Raw genomic sequence first — 21015 nt, forward strand, 5'->3', positions numbered from 1 at the left:
GTATTTTTCTTTAAATCAGCATGTCATCTTATGCAACAGGCTGTCATAATAATCCGCGCAACTTTGCAAACGCAGGGTTGCGCCCATTATAAATTCTTGTGCCGATGCCGGATGAGTGTTTATAAGGGGCGTAATGACGTGCTCTAACCAGCCGGCGGCGTGATCAATATCCACTTCAATATGTTCCCTATAATAAAGCGTATGTTTATTATCTATATTGAGGCGTTGACAACCTTTAACCAGTTTACTGTATTGCGGAGGGTCCAGAAGTTCTGTCATTGCCATGGCGCCAATTAACTTATAGTAATGCTGGCGATTTGTTGCGCCGAGCATAAAAACATTATATCCGGTATAGCCCTGCCAGCTATACAATGAGGTAAAATGATTTTCCGCTAGTTCGATCGCGCAGCCAGAAAGTAGATGTTTATATAATTCCACATGTGTGTGTTGCGGATTACCCTGGCCTGCTTCATCCCAGAGATTTTTACAAATTTCTGCGCGTGTAGAAGGGGCTGAACCCGGCAACATTAAAGCGACGAGATCGAAAAAGAGAATATTAAGTGCGCTGTCGCTTTTAAAAAATAAACGGAATTGCTCCCTATTAGCCTCGCTCCACAGAAAATCAAAAAGAGGATGGTGCGAGGCGCGATGCGTATGGTAAAGCTCAAGTAAGTCAGCAATAACTGAAGGTGCATCGGCGTTTTTATCCGGCAGCTTGCAGGGATAACGCCTGAATTCATATTCTAGCCAGTGACGCTCGATTAAATTCTTTAACGTCATCAAAAAAGGGTTATGTTGATTTTTCGCTGCAGCTGACAGCGGGTCTGCCAGCAGGCTGTTGTAAATGAGAAACAGGCTGCGTTGCACTGTTTCACGGGCGGCAAGGTCTTCCTCATCATATGCCGCTGTGAGCTGCTGAAGACTCAGATTAATAATTTCTTCGGTAATATGGGGCGTTGCCGCAAGTGTTTCATTCAAATGCGGATCGTTAATTAGTTTTATTAATTGCTCATGCACTTCCACAACGACGGTGTTAGCTACAGGCTTCATTGATCCCTTTCCTGAAATTCATGACAATTTCAGAAAACATACCAGAGCGATTTTTATACGCAATAGTTTTCTTAAAGAAATGTAAATAAATGGTTGAAATATTTTTTATGTGTTTGTTTTTAAAGTAATAAAATTTTTAACGCGGATGGTTTTTTAAGGGTGCCGCCATTTCTGACGGCAAAATTGTACTTGTTAGTACAGTTTGTTGCGAATGAAAGCGGCGCGTTTTACCACTTGCCCCCTTGCGCGAAAATATGGGTCTTTGCCGCCATCCATGCAAGCGTTGCCGGAGGGTACTCGCGCGATAAAGATGGGCTAAGCGCAAGAGATATCGCGCCATCTATAAGAATAATCATGTTTAACGTACAACGTTCGGCGGGTTCAGGCTTTAATGTCTGACGTAAAATGTTAAGCAAAAGGGTATATAATTCAACTTTAAAGTCATCGTTCGCTTTTACGATCAGTGAAGACGACATGCCGTTATCAGCAACAGCCCTGGCAAACATACATCCATTGAAATCATCTTCTGCGAACCATTTGCCATAATAGGCAAAAATGGATTGTAACTGCATTCGCGGCGTGCTCTGAGATGCAATGACTGCGCGTAAATCCTCGATAAATTCTTTTCGTCTGAGCGCAAGCACCTCTAGAATAATAGCTTCTTTGTCTGCAAAATATTTATACAAAGTCATTTTTGAGACTTGCGCGAAAGTAGCGATTTTATCCAGGCTGGAATTGACATAACCTTCGCGATTAAAAAGCGATGAGGCGGCAATTATTATCTCTTTCTTTTTATCTCTCATACATTTCCACAATGGCGAAAAAAATAACTTCAAAAAAGTAAGCAGAATATATTGTATTTAATAATAATGCTTATGATTACATAAGGTTAACTGTACCGCATCCTCTACTTTAGTACAACTGTGTTATAATTCGCATCCTTAAACAACGAGTGCTTTTACAAATAGTAAATAAATCATACTGTTGTGTGGCAGCACATTCTTCTGATCTCATCTGATAAGATTAACCCTTAATAAGATAAAGATTTTTTCCGGCATTTTCGTTCAGGTCGCTGGGTTATTTTATCGGTTGTGTTTTATCCACTTTTTGGTAAAGTGCACTCAATGACGTGTAAATGAAAGTGCCTGTTTAATTATTGTTACTGGCAGGGATATTAGTATGTTTTCACCAACATTTCACTTTTCAGATCCGCCTTTTGTTCATAAAGGTGTTTTAGGATATTTTCAACATCAATCGCAGCTTGCTTATTGTATGCTTGAGTATGACAGTAAATCCTTTAAGGATGATTTATTTGCTATCGCCGGCCTTCCTTTGCCGGTTGTATTATCTGAGGCAGGCGTTAAACGTAAATCTGAATATTTTGCCGGGCGCTACTGTTGCTCTGTATTATTAAGACAGCACAGGGTTCATTCACCCATTGTTGGCGCAAGCCGGGGCGTTCCCGTGTGGCCTGCGGGGTGGAGAGGAAGTCTCTCTCATACTCGCTCCCACGCCATTGCCGTATTAGTTAAGGAAACGTCGGGCTTACATCCTGGCGTTGATATTGAAAAACACAATCCGACGCTTCTTCTTAATACGAGCGATATGTTTACCAGCATGGAAGAGCAGGCCTTCTTAAGAACGCTTTCGCTGCCTTATTCGCAGGCGTTACTGCTGGTGTTTTCTGCGAAAGAAACGCTTTTCAAAGCGTTATGGCCGGAAATAAAAGGTTTTATTGATTTCAGCAGCTCATATCTATCAGAGGTTAATACAGACCGGAAAACTTTTACATTGACGCTTACGCATACTATTAATAACACGTTATATGCAGGTAAAAACTTCACCGGTCACTACTCTTTCTTTACCGATAATATCGTTACCTGCATCAGTTAATAAAGTCACGAAAAATATTATCCACACCGGAGTGGCCGCCTTTTGCCGCTCATCTATCAAAACGGTTACCCGCGGCCTGTCGGCGCGATTGCCAGCGGGCATTATATGGCTTAAGAGGTGCCGACAGAGCTCCACCCAGAAATCCGGCGTAAGCGAAATGTCGGCAAACGTGTGGTTTATCATATAAGTGCTGCTGTGATGTCGCTTGAAAACGAACGAAGCAGGGCCAAGGATGACGCATTAAGCTTTGCAGGCACTGATAAACAGCTGAGTCTGTGGGCTCTGCTTTTCCGTAACATGTCGCCAGCGTCACGTGCATTGCTGATGGAGCAGGCTTTAAAGCAGGTGACCAAAGATTTGGCCAGCCAACATCAGGATGTATCCCTTTTGACTGAACAAATAATGAAACTTCCCCCAGGAAGAGCGGGAGCGCTTGCTTGAGCAATTCAAAGACCACTAATGAGCTTATTTACTATGCCGGGATAGCCGGCCGATAATAAATAAATTTAATTGGTTACTTTTATTTCCCGCCACGGCAGGTAGGAGGAACCACCCCGGAACCCCGTCCACCTGCCATGGAGGTAAATCAGTATGCCATTCTTCTTTAGAAATAAACATTTCGGGTAAGGTATTAATAATAGAAAATTATTTCCCAAGTGAAACTATTTGCTTTGTAAGTATATTCCTGGTAAAATGTCATTACTGGATATTGTCATATTATTCAGTAGCTGACACATAAACTAATTGCTAACTTAATTTTTCATTTTATATCCCTTCTGGCGGGAGGGCGTCTATCGTCTGAAAATTCAGTACGGGTTAAGTTTAATTAATGTTTGTGTCATCAACCTAAACGCATATTTATCGGAATAAATACAATGAATAATATCCGTCAGGAAGGGCTGTCCATGCCCGTAAGTCAGGAACTCATTAATATTATACTTGCTGAACTCAGTAAAAAGCCGCCAGTTAAACCGAATATTCATGCTGTTACATTGCTGTTCAAAGATATCAATTACAGCGCTGAAAATGGTGGGTTTCATCCGGTCGAAATAAGGCTTATTTCCCGCAGAGATGAATGGTATTTCGATTACATCACTGACTTCAAATATATGGGAACAAACCCGGAGTTGGAAAAGGAAATCGATATCAGCTGGAGCCAGCGCTATGTCTTCCTGTCCTATGTCGGTGATTTACCCCGGGGGGAAGGGCGCGACAATTTTGCACTCTGGCAGAGAAATTTTGTTCATTACCACTTCCTGAATATCTACACCCTCACCGTTATGTGGGAAAGCTAATCCCGCCACACTTACAGCTAATTATTGATGGAGAAATTATCTGTGACTGTTAACAGAGTAATACGTGCGTCTCAGCAGGGCGAACTGGACTGTCTTTGCGGTGCTTATTGCATTGTTAATATGCTGAGCTGGCTGTATGACGGCAGGGTGAAACGACGCCCGCTAATGAACCGGCTCATTCAGGCTTACCAGCAGCGCTGGCCTTTGCATGAATGGCTGACTGAAGGGATTGAAGAGGACCGTTTAGACTGGCTGATAGCTCAGGTGTTGCAGAAAGGACATTACCGCCGCCAGTTCCCGGTTCAAATCACCAGACCCTTTGCCGGGAAGCGGGGATTATCAGAAGGGCGGTTGTTCAGGGAAATGCAGCGGTTTCTGGACATCACTGACCACTCTCGCCTGATTATGCTCAGCGACCAGTTTCACTGGTCCCTTCTGGTCAAAATAGATGAAGAAACGCTCTGTTTCTTCGATAGCAACGGGCGAACTTCAATGCCCCGTAAAGCTTTCTCCCTGCGTACTGGCGTAACCCGCCGCCAGCTGTTTCCCGACGCCATTTACTTCATTGAACGGGAGTTCTGACATGACCCTATTTACCCAGCGTGAAACCCGTATCCTTGACCAAGCGCGTGACATTATCAGCCGGTACTACCAGCGTGGCGTTCAGCTCTGCTCCCCTGATGATTTTCGACGGTGCGTAATGGTTGAGCTGGCACCGCTTGAACATGAAGAGTTTGGCATCATCCTGCTCGATAATCAGAATCAGCTGCTGCACCGTGAAATCCTGTTCAGGGGTACGCTAAACTCGGTCAGCGTTCACCCTCGTGAAGTTATCAAGCGTGTGCTGAAATATAACGCCGCCGCAGCCATCCTTGTACACAACCACCCAAGCGGCGAGCCTGAACCCAGCCGTTGTGATATCCAGCTGACTAAAAAGCTGAAGGGGCTGCTGGAGATGCTGGACGTGCGGTTGTTAGATCACTTTATCGTTGCTGGCGCTGAAACAGTATCGATGGCTGAACGAGGACTGGTCTGATGCGAACAGTTACTTGGTTTAATGTACGTTATCACGGGTTTTACGCATGAGCGGGGCTGCGTTACGTCAGGTCATGCCGGTGGTGCAAACCACCGTGTTCGATGCGTATATTGGCGGTCTGGCACCATCGGGGCGGCGAGGTCTCACCAGCTTGTTAAACCGCAGCGCCAGCATACTTAAACGCGGTGCGGATGCAGCAGACTATCCATGGGAACAACTTAACTACGCCGCCGTCGCTAAAGTACGTGCGGCACTGCTGGATGGCGGTTACGCCGTGTCGTCGGTGAACATGGCTCTGTCAGCACTCCGGGGCGTAGCGCAGACGGCCTTTAACCTCAATTGCATGGATGCCGAAACGCTGGCACGTATCCGATCAGTGAAGCGCGTGAGCGGTGATATCCAGCGCAAAGGAAGGGCGCTGGACAGGCAGGAAATCCGGGCACTGATTCAGGCTGCAAAACAGCATCCGCAACCGGTACGGCGCTGCCGTGATGTTGCCATTGTACTGACACTTTGCGGAACAGGCCTGCGCGCCGGGGAACTGGTTAAACTTAAGCGCCGGGACTATGACAACGGCATCCTGACGGTGAGGCAAGGGAAGGGGCGGAAATACCGTGAAATTCACGTGGCGGAAACAGTGGATAAAGCTATCCGTGCATGGCTTAAAGTCAGCGCAAACGAAGCTGAAAGTGCGCTGTTTAGCCGAATTCAGCGTAACGGTAAGGTAGTCGGTCAGTTGCTGACAACAACCGGGTTAACGGGCATCCTGGCTGAGTTACAACAAACATCTAGCATTGCGCGGTTTACCCCGCATGATATGCGGCGCACCTTCATCACCCTTTTACTGGAGCAAGGTGTGGATATCAACACTGTACGCCAGCTGGCAGGCCATAGAGATATATCAACCACAACGCGTTATGACTGCCGCGGTGATAGCATGAAAATCAGCGCAAGCAGGCGAATATTTGAATAATTTTTAAGGTCAAATATTGCGTTGGCGAAAAAAACGTGGTGGTTTATTCCGGTATTGGCTATGTTTAATTTCCTCTAAAAGCAGAGCGCCAATAATTGCTGGTACTGCGACAATGAATAATGAATACAAGCCAAGCCCCCAGTTATTGGGAATATTCAGATTAAAGTATGAATTCAGAAGGTTTGGCACACTAAAATTAAGCATCCCGCCTATCATTGCCCCAAATAATCCGCCGATTTTCCTGGCCTCAATAACTTCATACTTCGTAGCGTGATATGCTACTTCAGCTTGGCAACCTGTACACACCATCTGTCCTTCGGCAACAAAAGTATTGCAATGGCCACATGACCATCCCTGAAGATCAGCATCCTCGTCGAGTAAATTCCCGCCTTCAAGCTCATTTCTTATCCTGCATTCTGTTTCACTTTTCCAACTACGAATGGCGTGTTCAGTGTAGATTTTCTCATCACTATCAATGAGCTTTGCGCAATTCTGGCAGAGCCATATTCCATTAGATATGTGTTTTCTTTCTTCCCTTGAAAGAGAGGAGTTATATCTGGGACCATTCGGAGCTGCGGCTGTTATATGCGCCGCAACACCTATGCGAGTAGCCTTTTCTGCATCGAAATTAGGGCCAGAGGTAAGACAGTTACATCCGGGATTGGAGCAACGATTAGCCACTCTTTCCTGTAGTATCTTCTTCGTTTTTTCAGGGAACTCGTCACGCATATGAGCCATGGCACACCATTTTTTTATTTATTGTTGAGGCTTTCTAGAGTATGTATCACCCAGCGATGATCATCTAATTTGTCTATTTCAGATGATTTCCATTTACTCTCGCTGGGTGTAAGCAACCCTTTCTCTAACAGAACTGGATTTGGGAATTTTAATGATAAAACTTTAATTCTCTCTTTTTTTTCTAGAGCATCAATAACACGCAATTCATAATTTTTTTGGTAAAGATTCCAAAGGACTTTGGCAGGTTTTGTTCTGGCTTCGAATATACAATCAATATAAAAAATATTAATGAGATCATTTACTGCTTTTCTGTAAACAGAACCAAGGCCGCGGGTTTTCTCAGCATAATCTTCGCCCTCTAAAAACTCTGCAATTCCGCGCAGTCGCTCCCGCGTGTCTTCATGCACGTTCATTTCCATTGTAGGGCCGAAAGTCTTAAAAAAATTAGCCCGACTATCCTTTTTAATGCTGTTTTGATCAGAGACATTTTGTGAAGGGGATTGCGCTTTCTTGCTGTGGGGCTTTTGCATCTTATATCTCCAAGTCACTGGCGAATAGTATCTTATCATGACCGTCATAATTATGACCGTCAAGAATAATCCTCACTACACTATAAGAGTGGTAATGCCTATGACGGTCATACACGCCAATTCTTAACTTATGACTGTCATATATGACGAAAATTCATCAAATTCATGGTTGTAAAAGCCTGTTCGCATCAGCCGATGCGTAACTTAGGCAGGTTTGTTATGACAGTCATGAAGATCATTAAAGTCCCGGAAGTTCTTGAACGTTGTGCCATGAGCAGGGCTTCACTCTACAGAATGCTTCAGCGTAACGAGTTTCCTCGTCAGGTCCGCATAGGTATCCGGTCGGTAGGTTTCTACGAACATGAAGTTAACCAGTGGCTGGCTGATCGCCAGCGTGTTCAGTGAGTGCATGAACGTCTAACAGCACGTTATTTACGCACGTATAACCATGAACAGAGAGCATATTAGCCAATGCTGATGCTGGTTTAACTAAACGGTAGATCCACCACGGTTACTACTGATAGCTGATAGCTGATGGGTTACTGGTGCTCTCTGTTCCTCAATTGGGTTAGTCCCTGATACGGAACACCAATGAAAAAGAGCAAGTTGCTTAATAAGAAGAATGTTGAATTTAGTCCATCAAATAAGATTTGCGACAGCTATGACTGGCACAAGATGATGCTACGCATCGACTGGCTTTCAATAGTATCCCGCTTCCACAGTGATGCGGAGAAAGCTGAGTTTGTTCAGAAGTTGCTGTCCTTACTGGAGCAGGAGTGTAAAAACTTCCTTGTGCAGGAGAAATCACCACGGAACGCAACTGGAACACGTCACCCTTACAAATTTGGTTTGTGTATTTCACGTAATAAACCTGATGCACCAATGTTGGCATATCTAATGTGGGGGCCAAAAGCAGCAGGAACTGGTGGATTCAGTATTCAGTTTCATCCCCAGCACATGACAGGAAAACAGATGGATTTGTTGCTTAAGTGGTTAATGGCTCGTCTCGGCGAAACTTTTAATCACCTGCTGGCACGGGCTTGGGTCACCCGGCTTGATATCGCTCTGGATATCTATGGATGCAAGTTGAACAATTATCTTTGGGGCGTAAAATATTCGTCCGTTTATGAAGATTACGACAACAAAAATGGATTACCGGGTTTATCTCTTGGTGCGTCTGACTCGAAACTCTCGGCGTTAATCTATGGCAAGATCGACGCTACGCTATTTAAGCGGATCGCATTCCCTGAACGGGCAGGATATGTGAATGAAAAGGGGAAGCGCAAACGGGAGTTTTTCCTTGAGATTGACAAGGAACAACATCCCCAGTTTTTACGTGTTGAGATGCGTGTGCAGCCGGAGTCTGCTGGACCTGGCAAACGTGGAACTAGGCAAAAAGCACTGATGCTTTCTGACCTCGCGAAGCTCGTTAACCCTTTTGAACGTCTGTTGGTGTACAAGCGCAAACTTGAGGGTGAACTGATGAATGCTGTTTTTACCAATAACCGGCCCAAAACAAATGGCATCAAAGCATGGATAAATGTGTTAAGGCGTGGAGATTCAAAAGGACGTCTGGCTTGTAAGTTCAGTAACCTCCTGAGCCTTAATGAGGTAGAGCTGTTCGACAAACAAGAGGTTTGGTCTTTTTGGTCTGTTTGTATAGCTAATCTGGGGCAGGTTATTGGTAGATTAAAACCAGAGTTTGCGACCAGGGAAGAAATGAACGTCAGCCAGTTTGTGGAGGATATCCGTAAGCGAAAGCACAGCACGCGACGTCAAAAGCGTGAGGGAAACAAGCGTTTAAAACGCTAGTTTCGATTTAATTCTTCCTATTATTATGGCGGTCTTTTGGCCGCCATATCGTTGTCTGTACGCTAGGTGATGTGGTTTTTCATGCTACCTGTATCTCGAATTCCTCCCTCAATACCGTCCAACGTTGCCGGATTTTGGCTAGTAGACCGGCGAATTACTACTGATGTTTAGTGTCAGATTCGCGCCTCGTACAATGGTAGGGGTAAACCGGTGATGGCTTTCCCTGACTCTGACAATTGCAAGGTTCGGCAGTTTGTGCAAAGTCGATGTATCAAAAGATCAAAATCCAGAATCCGTACATGTGTCTACAACCGCTATTGAATATTACCGGAATGTAGTTGCACCGCTTAATAACCGGTAGCGTTTTGAATATCCGCTAATCCTATTCTGGTTGCGCTGATATTTATCCGCTATTTTCTTCTACAAGGTAAATAGCTGTGTCTATTATGCTCTGTATACACTATATCTCTATATTATTATATATATGTCATTACATACTATAGCCATTATCCAGTATCAGCTATCATGAGGCTCCAGCCTCCAATATTATTATCATCTAATAACCATCTGAACATTGTTGAGTTCACACAAGATTTGCGTAATTCAGTTGTAAATAAATGGGGTCAGGGCATGGTGCTTTTATCTCAATATACAGGTGAATTATGAAGCCATACATTACGCACAACAATATCCTTGTGACAGATTCAACGCTGGATTATTTCAAAGAAGTTGTTTACAGTATTCCTTATAATGGTGCGCAAAGTTTGCGGCGTCCTTTTTATCGTAACATAGCAGTATTTCTTCAGCATGTTATATGTGTTGCTACCTGTAGCCGTAAGAACAGGAGAAAAACAAAGATTAAAGCGAATAAAAAATGGTCTTATTCTGTGCCAGTACCATTTGAGCTGGGTAGAGAGAAACTTCCCGGAGTATTTAAGAAAAGTGGGCCGACCAATGAGCGTGCAATGGAGGCACTGGCAAGCGCGGGAATTATCAAACTAACCGGGTATTCCAATGCTCGACGCTCATGCCGGGAATATGCTATTTCTCAGCGTTTTCTGCGTAAGTTGTTTGGCAACAACCGCGAGGCATACCTTAGCCGTCAGGATCGTTACCATTATCTGACTGACATTTTCACCAAGCGTAAAAGTTACTTATTTGATGAACTGATTGGTATTGCCATTGATCGTGGGCAGCGTGCCAAACATAAACAGTCGAAACGCGATATTCCAAACGTTGCCTTCAGGGAACGGGTAGTGGGGGTCTGGAACAGCCTTGAACCGCTGGAAGTCAATCTGGATGCACTGCTGGATTACTATAACGAGAACCCTACCAAGAAGAACAAAATATTCATTTTCAACTTCCTGTCGCGACTGGCGGAAACAGGCGTGAATTTGGTGAAGGAATCACCGTTGACGGTATCTTACAGGCAATCTTATAAGACTGCGTACATTGGCGGGCGATCCTTTGAGATTGGCACTGGCTTTCAAAGTCTACCGTCTAAAATGAAGTGGGCGTGTCTGGCGCGGGGGCATAATTATGACATTAAGGGGTGTCAGCTTGAGATACTGCGGCATGAGCTGTTGAATATTGGCATTTCGGCCGAGTCTCTGAAAGTGCTGGAAACTCAATATATCTGCCGGGTATTGCTTGTCGCTGAGGAGCTGGTGAAGCAATTCAGATTTTCCAGCGTATTCAATGCCGGGTTCGTTTCATTATCGCTAAAGTCCAGTACCCGACGCCTGTTGAACCGTGAGCTAGATAAGTCAGAAGCAAAGCGAGTACTGAAACGCTGGAAGCGCCTTCTGGAGCCTCTAAGGGACGATTTGGGCTTACTGCTGGATCATTATGAAGACACAGCGAAAACCAATCGTTACGGTAAATGCGTTACCAACGCGGTAGGGCAACCATTCAACATTACCTATAAAGATGTGGCATCGCGTAAACGTTGGAAGTCGGATGTTATACGCCGCAAGCTGTTGTCGCACATGTTACAGGGGCTTGAAAGCAGGGCTGTATACGATTACGTAGCCAGCCATGATGGGGTATGTGCTCTTGAACATGATGGTTTTATCAGCCTGAGCAAACTGTCCGATGATGACTGGCAACACCCGTATCTGCGCATCGTGCTGAAAAACGAAGCACATTAGTAAAATCGGTGGCATAAATGGTCATATAGCCCTTGAGTATATTACCAGATTTGGCCTGATAGCTTCATCACGCAGAACACAATCAAATCTAAGATATGCTTCAACTCGTTGAACTTACGGCTATCACCAACAATATTAAACTGTTGGTGGTGACGGTAAGGGGATCATTTTTTACCCGTCGTTGGCAAGAACATGTGGAGACTATTGCATGACGGCAATAGTAAGCGCTTCTCCCTCAGGCAAAATGGCAGCACCCACAGTTGTAAGCCATTAGGAAATGCGAAAACCGGCAGCGGTTGATCGAAACGGTCCGTTTTTGGGTAGATCAACACCAGATCACCTTTACCATCGAGATAGCTTTGACCGTAAGCGTGTAACTGATAGAAATCACTCTGATCCAACCCGTACTTCTCAGTTCCGTTAGCTTTGTGGGCGTCAAGTAGCTTCCATTTGGTATCCAGAACTACATGGTTAACCTTGGCGGCCTGCACCAGCAGATCGGGTTTGAGGCGGAACCAGTCCTGTTTGTTATGTTTGACAAGAGAAAAACTGCGAGCCTGTACGCTCAAGGTGTAACCATTGCCAAGTTGCCGAGCCAAGTGCCTCGCAACGAAAGCCTCGAACACCGCCTCCATCGGAAACAGTAGGGACGGAGCCCGATTACCACCATGTCCAGTAAGCGGCGATTCATTCTGTAGAATCAAACGAGCCCAACTTAGTGCTGCATCGTAATGCGACATACCGCGATCCAAGCGGACTCGCGTAAAATCAGCGTCGGGTTGAGCAGAGACAGGAATATCGGCAAACACAAAACATAGTTCTCGCGCCAATTGCTTGTTAGCCTGTGTAGCAGTCCACGCCAGGGCACATCTCAGAGCTGCGTGTAGCACGCGGTTTTCTGGACGGTTAGAGGAAAATACGTCAAACTCAGCAAAAAAACGATCGCGCCTACACAGATTGTGGCGCAGATGCGCCGACATACCCAGCTTACCACGCAGGGCAAAGAGATTGTCTTGCCTGGAACAGTAATCGCTGTGTAAGCCCCGCTTTACGACGTGCTCTACCGCCTGCAAAAACTCGCTGATGAATACCTCCAGCAAGGGCATTCGACGCGACAGTAACTGAGCGCGATCGGTCTGAATGTGGCGAAAACTCCCCAGACAGCGCAGCATCTCTATCATCAACTGCCGAGTGTCAACCTCGCCATTGACCTTGCCGAGTTTGGGCAACACTTCGATCTGATACCCATCTGGGCAACGAATTACGCCAACGAAACTTGTAACCTGCACAGCTCTGCGCCCGCACCGCTGAGTCAGACGTAACCATACAGTTTCACCAGCTTCATCCTGATGTAAGGCCTGCGCTTCCAGCCAAGAGAAAACATGGCTTGGCAGCACACGCAACCCTTCGGCACCATGCACTCCGTTCCTGTCCGGAGATATGGCAACCAATTTGTCGAACTCAAAGATCGTTATGCCTGCCATCACTCAGCCAGTAATATTTCAGCCTGATAAATGCCAATATAGGCAGCGGGATTTACAAATGCTGACGATTGTAGTTGATAACGGCGCCTAGTGGCATAACTGTCGAGTCCGTGATCGTTGCCAAATAGTTCGATCAAATCCTGTTCATGTGCGTCGCTCTCAGTAATAAATTGTTCTGTATCAGGTTTCTGGTTGTCACCAAGTACCAAGCGAATCTTGCGCCAGTCCTCGAAAAAATACTCCTCTAATAAAGGCACGATGCGTTTGCGAAAGGTTTCAGTCAACATATCGAAGCGAGTCGACCCGTCGGATACATCTCCAAGTGAAGTGAAATAAGCGTGGCCGATACAGTGATCGCGATTATATAACGCCTCAATACGATCGTTGATACGTTGCAGCATTCGACGTACATCAATCGTTCCCTTCTCTGTTTTTATTTGTAATCCGGCCAATGGCGCGCTGTGTGGATCATTAGTGGTTTTCTCTGCACGAGTATCAGGGAGTAAGGGCACGAAGTCGAAACGGCGGCGCAATGCGGTATCAAGCTGTGCAAGAGAGCGGTCTGCTGTATTCATTGTGCCAATAATGTCCACGTTAGCTGGCACCGAAAATTTCTCACCAGAGTAAGCTAATGTCAGTTCAAGAGGAGGCAGATTTCCATTCAGTGGGTCGCGCTTGTCAGATTCGATTAGCGTAATCAACTCACCGAAAATCTTGCTGATATTACCTCGATTAATCTCGTCGATCACTATAGCGAAGCGTTGGTCAGGAGATTGGCGTGCCTTAAAGCAGAGTTCCTTAAATGCGCCGGAGCGAATTTCGTACTCCACCTCACCATTACCGCCATTCAATACAGGACGCAAACCTTCGACAAACTCCTCGTAACCATAAGACTGATGGAAAGTGACAAAGCTATAGCGTTGCAGTGCCTGTTGAGATTGTGGCCCCTTTCTTAGCGTTTCAACCAATTCAATAAGATCAATGCAAGTTTCTTGCCAGTCTCCAGCTAACTGCCAAATCGAGTCTGTGGATTTATCGAAGACAAAAGGCGCCGAGCGACGCTTATAATTAACCGTTTTTGATTCTTCGATTGTGTGCGCCTGTAGATTTCCCCATAAAGTAGCCCTGCAATTTTGGTTAGAGCTTCGCGCAGAAACCGCCTGTACGAACGGATGATCAAGAAGCTGGCTAACGGTTGCCTTCTCACCCAAATCGTAAAGCGCAGCAGCTGCGACTTCCCACCACGTTAGCATGGCAACCTTTTCCGCAATGATCTGACTCCGCCACTGATCGGCAGAAATTGCCAATGCCTGAGTCTCATAATCACTCTTAAGAAGTTGCATCAATGCATAGGTCTTTCCTGTACCTGGTGGGCCGTAATAAATTCGGTTGAAGCAGTTGGCTACTGGTTGCCTGGCCACTTGGGTTGTGAAGGTAACTGGCACATGTATTTTGGTGCTCTCTACATTGGCAATCTCCATAGACTCTCCAGCCAGCTTAGCTAATTCTGCCAAGTCAGTGCCAAAGTAAGGCTTTAGCAAAGCTGCTTCAAATTCTGGCAAGTCATGTGCGGGCACTTGTTTGAAAGTTGAATTGTAGTTAGGTGTCCACCCCTTCTTGCCATCTTGATAACCCCCCATCTTGATTGCCTTCTTTAATATACGGTAGTGGCGCTGTACCCAACCGTCCTCCGAATCACAGGGCTCAGACGTAGATATAAACTGACCAACGAGTGGCAAACTTGCATTACCATGGCAAAGATAAAACAGTGTTCCTACAGGAACCTCCTGAAATTTCCTGCCCTGACCTTTGGCCGTTTCACCGTGCATCACCGCTAACTTGGTTTGCAGATAGTGTTGCAATTCATTGGCTGAAAAATCTTTCGCTCCGTGCGAGAGCTTCCAAATCACCAAATTTTTCTGGCTCCAGACTTCCCATATCTGACGCCCAAACTCCAAAATCCCAGCATCATTTGGTCGCTTGGTCAGCGCAGCCTTTTGCAAAGTAGCCATGCCCTGGATGGTTGAACTACCAAGGTAGGATGCCAGCCAGGCTGGCTTAAATATGGGAACAATCACCGGGCTTTGTCGATTCTGATAGTGGAAGGCAATTTTCCACTTAAAGGCTTCACCCAAGTGCTCGAAGGTGTCTATGGACTCCAGATCGCCTTTTTCAGCCCAATGTACTACCTCTACCACGAAGCTACGTACCTTTTCGAAGGCCTCCTCAGCAGAAGAGCCTAACGATGAGTACCAACCGTGGGTATCAGAATAGCTCAGTTTGGCATCGGAGCTTTTATCCTCAGTATTCTTACGCGAAAACACTCCGAACTTGAACGCCGACCCACCCCAAATGCTGCCAAGCTCATCCAGCCCTGATTCGAGCCAGTAGGTAAAGCTTTCTTTTGAGCCAGCTTTGCTGTATTCGTCCAATGTCATCTTGGCCAGCCGTGAAGCTGGCCAAGATGAGAGGAATTCATCCCATAGTGAATACAATTCTTCGAAATTACTCATCGTAGCATCTACCTTACAGATATTTCTGCAGGATGGCCTGCTTGCGGGCGTCAGCTGCATCGATCACTGCTTGTGCATCTTTAATCTGCTTTTCTAGTGCCTCGATTCTGTTAACAAACAATTGTTGTTCTGCAATCGAAAGAAACGGCACTTTGATATTTCGCATAATGGTAGCGTTGATATTCGCCTGATTGATGGATTTGGATGCTTTACTCTTAGCTTCTGACTGGAAGGCAGATGAGTTCATCATCTTTTCCAAGTACTTCGGCAGCACTATGCTGGTGTCAGGTACAACACGCACGAGGTAAGAAGCAAAGCAATACTCCCCCTCTAGATCAAATAGTCCGGTTTTACCAACATGCTCAATACTGTTGGTACGATTGAAAAGCAAATCCCCCTTATTGAGCTTGTACTTGGCAAACTCCTCGGCGCTAATGTCGGCGCACTTCATGCTGCCGTTGTCCACCATTCGGCCACGGATAATTTCGTTCATGCGGAAAATTCTGTAGCCTACACCACCTTCGTTCATGGCCTCATTCAGACCATACTGGATGCTGACGGCCAGTTTATCGATTTCTGTACGTCGGGTAGAGGAACCATAAATGTCTGCAGCCTCTAGCTCAATACGCGCTATTGCTTGCTCAATACTGGTTTGTGAAGAGTGGACATCATTCTCAACCGACTTGCATTCCGAAACAATCATCCTCAATGTGGTAGAGTCAGGTACCGCAACCTGGAGAGTCTCAAGGTCTTTCGGATAAACATGGGGTTGTGCTGCTCCAGTAGACAATGCCTGAATCTCGCTTTGCCGGCTTTTCAGCACGTAGTACAAATATTCAGTGTGCTCGTCATTTGCACCACGTATCGTTGTACAGTCAGATGCAAAAATTGGCTCTTTCCAGAAGGCAACAAAACCCGCACTGGCACCTGATGCGCTGACAGTGATGGTGTTGGCCTCTCGATTGGAAGTATTGTGCGTATATGCGTGAGTCATTCCTCCCGCAACAACTTTAAAAGGCCCTGGCACAGCTTTTTTTTGCGTAATTGAGGTACCTTTTCGTATTTGAGCCTGAATCCTCAAAGAGGAAATTGGCCACTTAGATACGAAATTTACTCCCCCCTTAACAGCTAAGTTGAACTGTTTATCAAATACATGGCGAGAAAAGTCCAGAATATCCACCAATGCCGTAGTGCGCGCCACGCTATGTAATGCAGATGGGATAGCTACGGGGTTACCATTGAAATTCTCTGCAATGTAGTAATTCAGCTTCGCCGCATTATCCCGACTTGTCTCGTCGTAAAGCGGAGTAAGGTGCCGGGCACTGGCATCCTTGATGAGCTTGATGCCTTCATCACCCTTGGCGGAACTCCACTCGTAGCCGAGGAATTGCTTGATTTCTTTAGTTCCTGTCGGGCTGCGAATGATCAGCACTGGGTTAGGTTGATCGCAGGCCATCAAGAAGTGATAGAGCTTGTCTCGCTCAATGGTCTGGACAAATGCCAGATAGAGCTTGTTAATTTCGGCTTCTTTATCTTGAGGGCTTAATGCTTTGAACCACTTTGCCTTGTAGAGATTGGTGACCTCGGCGCTGCCATTAAATTTTTCGAGATAAAGGGATTCAAGATGGTCTGTCCACACACCCTCGGGATCGCCTTTGAGTAAGGACTTGTAAGCATTCAGCGGTATATTGACGTGATCTGCATAGCGTGCAATTAGATGTTCATCCTTGTAGATGGAATCGGCATCAGCATCGTCCCCTTTGAACCATTCCGCCACACGCTCACGGTAGTGCGCAGCTGTATCAGGAGCTGTCTTTTTGCGACGCAAGAAGAGGGTAACGGTGTTTGTACCTGTCTTGCCAAAGGTACCGCTGCCGAATTCCACAATCGCCACGATATCGAAATACTGGATCAAGATTTCTCGGGTTCGGATGTAGGCACTACCACCGTTGGACAAGATACTGGATGGCAAGATGATGGCAGCCACACCATCGGCTCTCAGCAACTGCTTGGCACGCTCAATGAAGAAGGTTTCAATGCTGTTGGATGTTTCGAGATCTTTGATGGTCTCAGTGAGGGTATAGGCCTCACGTTCCTTCTCGGGCAACGTTTCTAGAAAACCACGCACACTGTAAGGCGGATTGGCGACCAGTAGGTCAAAGGTTCCATCCTTGATCTCCGGAAATGCTTCGTGCTGGTTTATCAACGCATCACCGTAACAGATGTTGATCTCCTGCTGACCGTACATGAAGGCCGATACCTTGGCCACCTTCGACAGCCGGTATTCCTTCTCAATGCCGTACAAGGACTTGTGATAAGCAGTCAGCTCAACTTCAGGCTTGTAGGTTTTAACCAGAGGCTTGATCTGCAAGGCCAGCTCGGTCAGGAAATGGCCCGCGCCGCAGGCGTAATCGATCGCCTTGGGCGGTGTGGCGCTGCGTTGGATGAGTGAGGCCAGCGGCAGACTCATCATGATGAAGCGGCAGATAGGCATGGGCGTGAAGAACTGCCCCTCACTCTGCTTGACTCCCTGATCGAGGAAACCCTCGAACATATCGCCCAAAAACTGGTTGTGACCGTGCGGATCGGTCAGACGAATGTCCTGCCACATTTGTAAGATCTTCAGTAGCACTTCGGCGTTCTGGTAGAAAAGATTTTCATTGTGAACGTCGATCAGAGAGAAATCGTTATTGGTAAAGAACTTCTGTTGGATGAATAGATTCCATACAGCACGTTGGGTAGCGTCTGGATTCTGTTTAATAAAGCGCAAGGCATTGTTTACATCTCCTTGGTTGATGTAAGTGATGTCTTCACCAAGAAACTTACCCATTCCTGCTTGATACAACTGCTGTAGGCGATCCATCAGATCGAAATGGGTGTCGTAGGCGACACCCTTCCAATAAAATTTCAGATCGGACGGATTTTCAATTTCATCCACCAGCTTGCACAGGAACAAATTGACTAGCTTATCGAAGGCATTTTCTCGCCCTGACACATTATGCTGCCGCAAAATAGTAGCGAACTCGTGGTACTTCTTCTGTTGATCTCTGGCAGAGATTGCGTGCAAGTCGTCCAGAGAATATTTGTCTTTGCCAATGTGATACGGTTGAATGATTTCTTCAAAAATGCCCTTTGTTGTGTAGTCAAGCTTGTAGGTGTCACGCCAGACGGCGTAGCGTCCTTTCACATCGCTGACTGACTTGAAACTTTTGAAAAGTGGGTTGTCTACCAGATATTTTTCGTTGTCACGGTGCGCAATGATATGGCTGGTGTAGGTTAGAACGTCAGCATCGAGATCAGACGTGTACAGGCAAAGAAATTGCGTTTCGCTGATTTGTTGTGCGTAGCTGAATAGCTGATCGCCATGTTGCAGAGTCCTGCCCCAGGCTCGTTTGAATTCAGAGCCAGCCGTTTTACATTCGATGATTAGTAAAGGACGACCATCGTTGTCCTTGATCAGAATATCAGCACGACCACCACTGGCACCTCGACCTAGCCTCCATTTAGGCTCCAACTCGATGTGCTCAGGTTTGTAGCCCTTTTTTAACAGGCGGTGTACACATTCGAACACAACGAAATTTTCGTTAGCTTCGAAGTTGCACGTCTGCCGTTCATTGATCGTCAAGCCAGCAGCCTCTGGATAAATGATTTCCTTATTTGTGAAATTCACTTCCAACACAGCAGCACCAAATGCCTTGCGATAAATCGATCCCTTTTTTTCAAAACTGAGAACGTGTAATAGATCGGCCAAATTGTCTTGGGTTAACATCTCATTCATTCCTGCTCTATTTTATTGACCGCACCGTCAATCTTTGGACGAGGATGGGTCAGTTCCCGTAACCTCGTTTGCGCCACCAGCGCGTACCCAGTTATCCACTTCTGACACCTTGAATTTCCACAACCGCCCAACACGATGGGCGGGTAGTTGTTTTCGGTCGATCCAGCGGTAGATCGAATCACGTGTCACACCCAGATGCTCTGCAATCAGGTCTACGGATACCCAAGGTTCAGCAATCATAATGAATCTCCGGCAGAAAATGCTGAGTAGGACAAAGTCGGTTTAAATCGTAAAGGGCGTAATCTACCAGCTTGACTACTGTCAGGCGAGCACCGATCATAGGTTTTTGCTAGAATAATGATTTTACCCAAGCCCCAGTAGACTCGTGACTAAGAGCCTATCTCATTAGGCTGTTTTATTTGCCTGCTTGGCCGTGGGCAGTGCTCAGAATCCTCACGTACTACGCGTACGCTCCGGTTCTTCCGCGCTGTCCGTGACCAACAGCCTGCAACAAGTACGCCTACTGGGATAGGCTCTAAGTCAGTGGCCAACTATTTTATACTCGATATGATTTAAAGGGGGTGGCCGATGAGTGAGTGTCAACAACGGGTAAAAAGTGAGTCTTTGACGGGGGCTTGATGTGAATTCGCGCAGAAAGTTTGGTATAATGTTTGGATGATGTTTTAGCCCAGATTCTGCTTTTCAGGAGTAATTATGAGCAATAACAAAAAAACTCAGGCAAGCTACGCTAAGCCATCTCGCGCTGACATCGTTCGCTCGGTAGCGACATCTACGGCTGTTGAAACAGGGCAGTCCTCCGAGAAGATCGAAGCTTCCCTTGAAGCGACACGTAAAAAGTTTTCCCATTTACGTCTTGCTGTTTAATGCCTCACTGACCCAGTGTTTCATTAGCTCGTAGTCCATTGATACGCCTGCGTGGATAGCCGAAATATACTGGGTTTTGTTTTGCTCCCAGCTTTGATAGTCCAGCGGTTTGTATCCTCCCTGAACGGCCATCACGTCGGCTAGCAGTCGCGACAGGCGCCCGTTTCCTTCTCTGAATGGATGGATAAGTATCAGCTCGACATGCGTGATGGCGATAGCGGTGATGAGTTGTTCTTCGTCTATGCCGCGACACGGTGTGTATTGAGCCAGATACTTAGTGTCGAATTCGTTCAGCAGTTTTGGCAACTGTGCTGAGGGGGCGAACATAAAGCCGCCTTTGCTGATATTAACCGCTCTTTCTTGTCCAGCCCACTCGTAGATGTTACCTAACCAGCGGTGGTGCCAGTGTTTTAGCATGGCGACGCTGAGCTGTCCTTCCGGAAACTGTTCTTCAAAAACGGACTGGTAGAGTTGTTCTAACAGGACAAGTTCCGCTTCATCCATCTCATCGGAAGCAGCAATACCCAGTTTATTAGCCAAAACCTGCTCGCCAGAGTCTTTCTCATACTGTCCTTCACTGCTGGATACATGGTATCGACTCATGGAGATGCCCTGTGTTATTAGAAGGATGGGAAAAAGAGTGAGTATAACGCTGGATGAGTACAGCAAAAAATATTCTTAAAATCAGATAGTTACAAAAGTATAGGTTGAAATGTAGTTTTTATGCTATTGTGAAAAATAATCTTTAATAATCATCACTAACACACCAATGCATCATCGTTTACGCAATATCAGCACTGCTGTCAGTGCTGCTTTGACCTGCCCCCAGTATTAGATACAACCTTCAGTTAGCAATGTCGGTTGGTTTTTCTTCATAT

At 46.0% G+C, this 21015-nt stretch carries 19 protein-coding genes; 10 read left to right on the top strand and 9 right to left on the bottom strand.

What is annotated here, in order from left to right; all coding sequences use genetic code 11:
• Positions 1-15: 15 nt before the first annotated feature.
• Positions 16-1050, bottom strand: a complete 1035-nt coding sequence (locus FOV68_RS09745) for an iron-containing redox enzyme family protein (RefSeq protein ID WP_143990705.1) — start codon at positions 1048-1050, stop codon at positions 16-18.
• Between the two features lie 227 nt (positions 1051-1277).
• Positions 1278-1853: a TetR/AcrR family transcriptional regulator gene (locus FOV68_RS09750; RefSeq protein ID WP_143990706.1), complete on the bottom strand. Its 576-nt coding sequence runs from the start codon at positions 1851-1853 to the stop codon at positions 1278-1280.
• A 376-nt stretch (positions 1854-2229) separates the two neighbouring features.
• Between FOV68_RS09750 and FOV68_RS09755 the strand changes: the two genes are divergently transcribed.
• The 6 genes from FOV68_RS09755 (at position 2230) to FOV68_RS09780 (ending at position 6247) form a co-directional block, all read left to right on the top strand.
• Positions 2230-2943, top strand: coding sequence for a 4'-phosphopantetheinyl transferase (locus FOV68_RS09755; RefSeq protein ID WP_143990707.1), 714 nt, complete (start codon positions 2230-2232; stop codon positions 2941-2943).
• Between the two features lie 117 nt (positions 2944-3060).
• Positions 3061-3384 carry a hypothetical protein gene (locus FOV68_RS09760; protein ID WP_255473656.1) on the top strand — a complete coding sequence of 108 codons (324 nt, stop codon included), beginning with the start codon at positions 3061-3063 and terminating at the stop codon, positions 3382-3384.
• A gap of 434 nt (positions 3385-3818) precedes the next feature.
• Positions 3819-4238 (top strand): DUF2787 family protein, encoded by a 420-nt coding sequence (locus tag FOV68_RS09765; RefSeq protein WP_186289729.1) that lies wholly within the window; start codon positions 3819-3821, stop codon positions 4236-4238.
• Between the two features lie 120 nt (positions 4239-4358).
• Complete coding sequence (locus tag FOV68_RS09770; protein WP_143990731.1) at positions 4359-4820, top strand: hypothetical protein; 462 nt, start codon at positions 4359-4361, stop codon at positions 4818-4820.
• A gap of 1 nt (position 4821) precedes the next feature.
• A complete protein-coding gene (radC, locus tag FOV68_RS09775; RefSeq protein ID WP_143990708.1) occupies positions 4822-5274 on the top strand; it encodes a DNA repair protein RadC in 453 nt (150 codons plus the stop codon).
• Between the two features lie 46 nt (positions 5275-5320).
• A complete protein-coding gene (locus FOV68_RS09780; protein WP_143990709.1) occupies positions 5321-6247 on the top strand; it encodes a site-specific integrase in 927 nt (308 codons plus the stop codon).
• Positions 6248-6256: 9 nt separating this feature from the next.
• Here FOV68_RS09780 and FOV68_RS09785 read toward each other — a convergent pair whose 3' ends face one another.
• A complete protein-coding gene (locus FOV68_RS09785) occupies positions 6257-6985 on the bottom strand; it encodes a hypothetical protein (RefSeq protein WP_143990710.1) in 729 nt (242 codons plus the stop codon).
• 14 nt (positions 6986-6999) lie between these two features.
• Positions 7000-7515 (bottom strand): hypothetical protein, encoded by a 516-nt coding sequence (locus FOV68_RS09790; protein ID WP_143990711.1) that lies wholly within the window; start codon positions 7513-7515, stop codon positions 7000-7002.
• 219 nt (positions 7516-7734) lie between these two features.
• On the opposite strand from FOV68_RS09790, the gene FOV68_RS09795 reads away from it, so the two are divergent.
• The 3 genes from FOV68_RS09795 (at position 7735) to FOV68_RS09805 (ending at position 11477) form a co-directional block, all read left to right on the top strand.
• Positions 7735-7920, top strand: coding sequence for an AlpA family transcriptional regulator (locus FOV68_RS09795; RefSeq protein ID WP_122458723.1), 186 nt, complete (start codon positions 7735-7737; stop codon positions 7918-7920).
• A 186-nt stretch (positions 7921-8106) separates the two neighbouring features.
• Complete coding sequence (locus FOV68_RS09800) at positions 8107-9327, top strand: hypothetical protein (protein WP_122458721.1); 1221 nt, start codon at positions 8107-8109, stop codon at positions 9325-9327.
• Positions 9328-9989: 662 nt separating this feature from the next.
• Positions 9990-11477, top strand: a complete 1488-nt coding sequence (locus FOV68_RS09805) for a hypothetical protein (protein ID WP_143990712.1) — start codon at positions 9990-9992, stop codon at positions 11475-11477.
• Between the two features lie 164 nt (positions 11478-11641).
• Here FOV68_RS09805 and FOV68_RS09810 read toward each other — a convergent pair whose 3' ends face one another.
• The 4 genes from FOV68_RS09810 to FOV68_RS09825 are packed head-to-tail and all read right to left on the bottom strand — an operon-like array spanning position 11642 to position 19492.
• On the bottom strand, positions 11642-12961 hold the full coding sequence (locus tag FOV68_RS09810) for an McrC family protein (RefSeq protein ID WP_186289730.1): 1320 nt from the start codon (positions 12959-12961) through the stop codon (positions 11642-11644).
• Positions 12961-15474 carry an McrB family protein gene (locus FOV68_RS09815; protein ID WP_122458715.1) on the bottom strand — a complete coding sequence of 838 codons (2514 nt, stop codon included), beginning with the start codon at positions 15472-15474 and terminating at the stop codon, positions 12961-12963. The genes FOV68_RS09810 and FOV68_RS09815 overlap by 1 nt, the downstream gene beginning before the upstream one ends.
• Before the next feature lie 13 nt (positions 15475-15487).
• A complete protein-coding gene (locus FOV68_RS09820) occupies positions 15488-19243 on the bottom strand; it encodes an N-6 DNA methylase (protein WP_143990713.1) in 3756 nt (1251 codons plus the stop codon).
• Between the two features lie 36 nt (positions 19244-19279).
• Positions 19280-19492, bottom strand: a complete 213-nt coding sequence (locus tag FOV68_RS09825; RefSeq protein ID WP_122458710.1) for a helix-turn-helix domain-containing protein — start codon at positions 19490-19492, stop codon at positions 19280-19282.
• Positions 19493-19966: 474 nt separating this feature from the next.
• On the opposite strand from FOV68_RS09825, the gene FOV68_RS24040 reads away from it, so the two are divergent.
• On the top strand, positions 19967-20137 hold the full coding sequence (locus tag FOV68_RS24040; RefSeq protein WP_186289731.1) for a hypothetical protein: 171 nt from the start codon (positions 19967-19969) through the stop codon (positions 20135-20137).
• On the opposite strand, the gene FOV68_RS09830 is transcribed toward FOV68_RS24040, so the two are convergent.
• Positions 20120-20740 (bottom strand): Fic family protein, encoded by a 621-nt coding sequence (locus FOV68_RS09830; RefSeq protein ID WP_143990714.1) that lies wholly within the window; start codon positions 20738-20740, stop codon positions 20120-20122. The two genes, FOV68_RS24040 and FOV68_RS09830, sit on opposite strands and share 18 nt — an antisense overlap.
• Positions 20741-21015 lie beyond the last annotated feature (275 nt).

Origin of the sequence: Pantoea sp. paga, assembly GCF_007558755.1 — a bacterium.
GTDB lineage: Bacteria > Pseudomonadota > Gammaproteobacteria > Enterobacterales > Enterobacteriaceae > Pantoea > Pantoea agglomerans.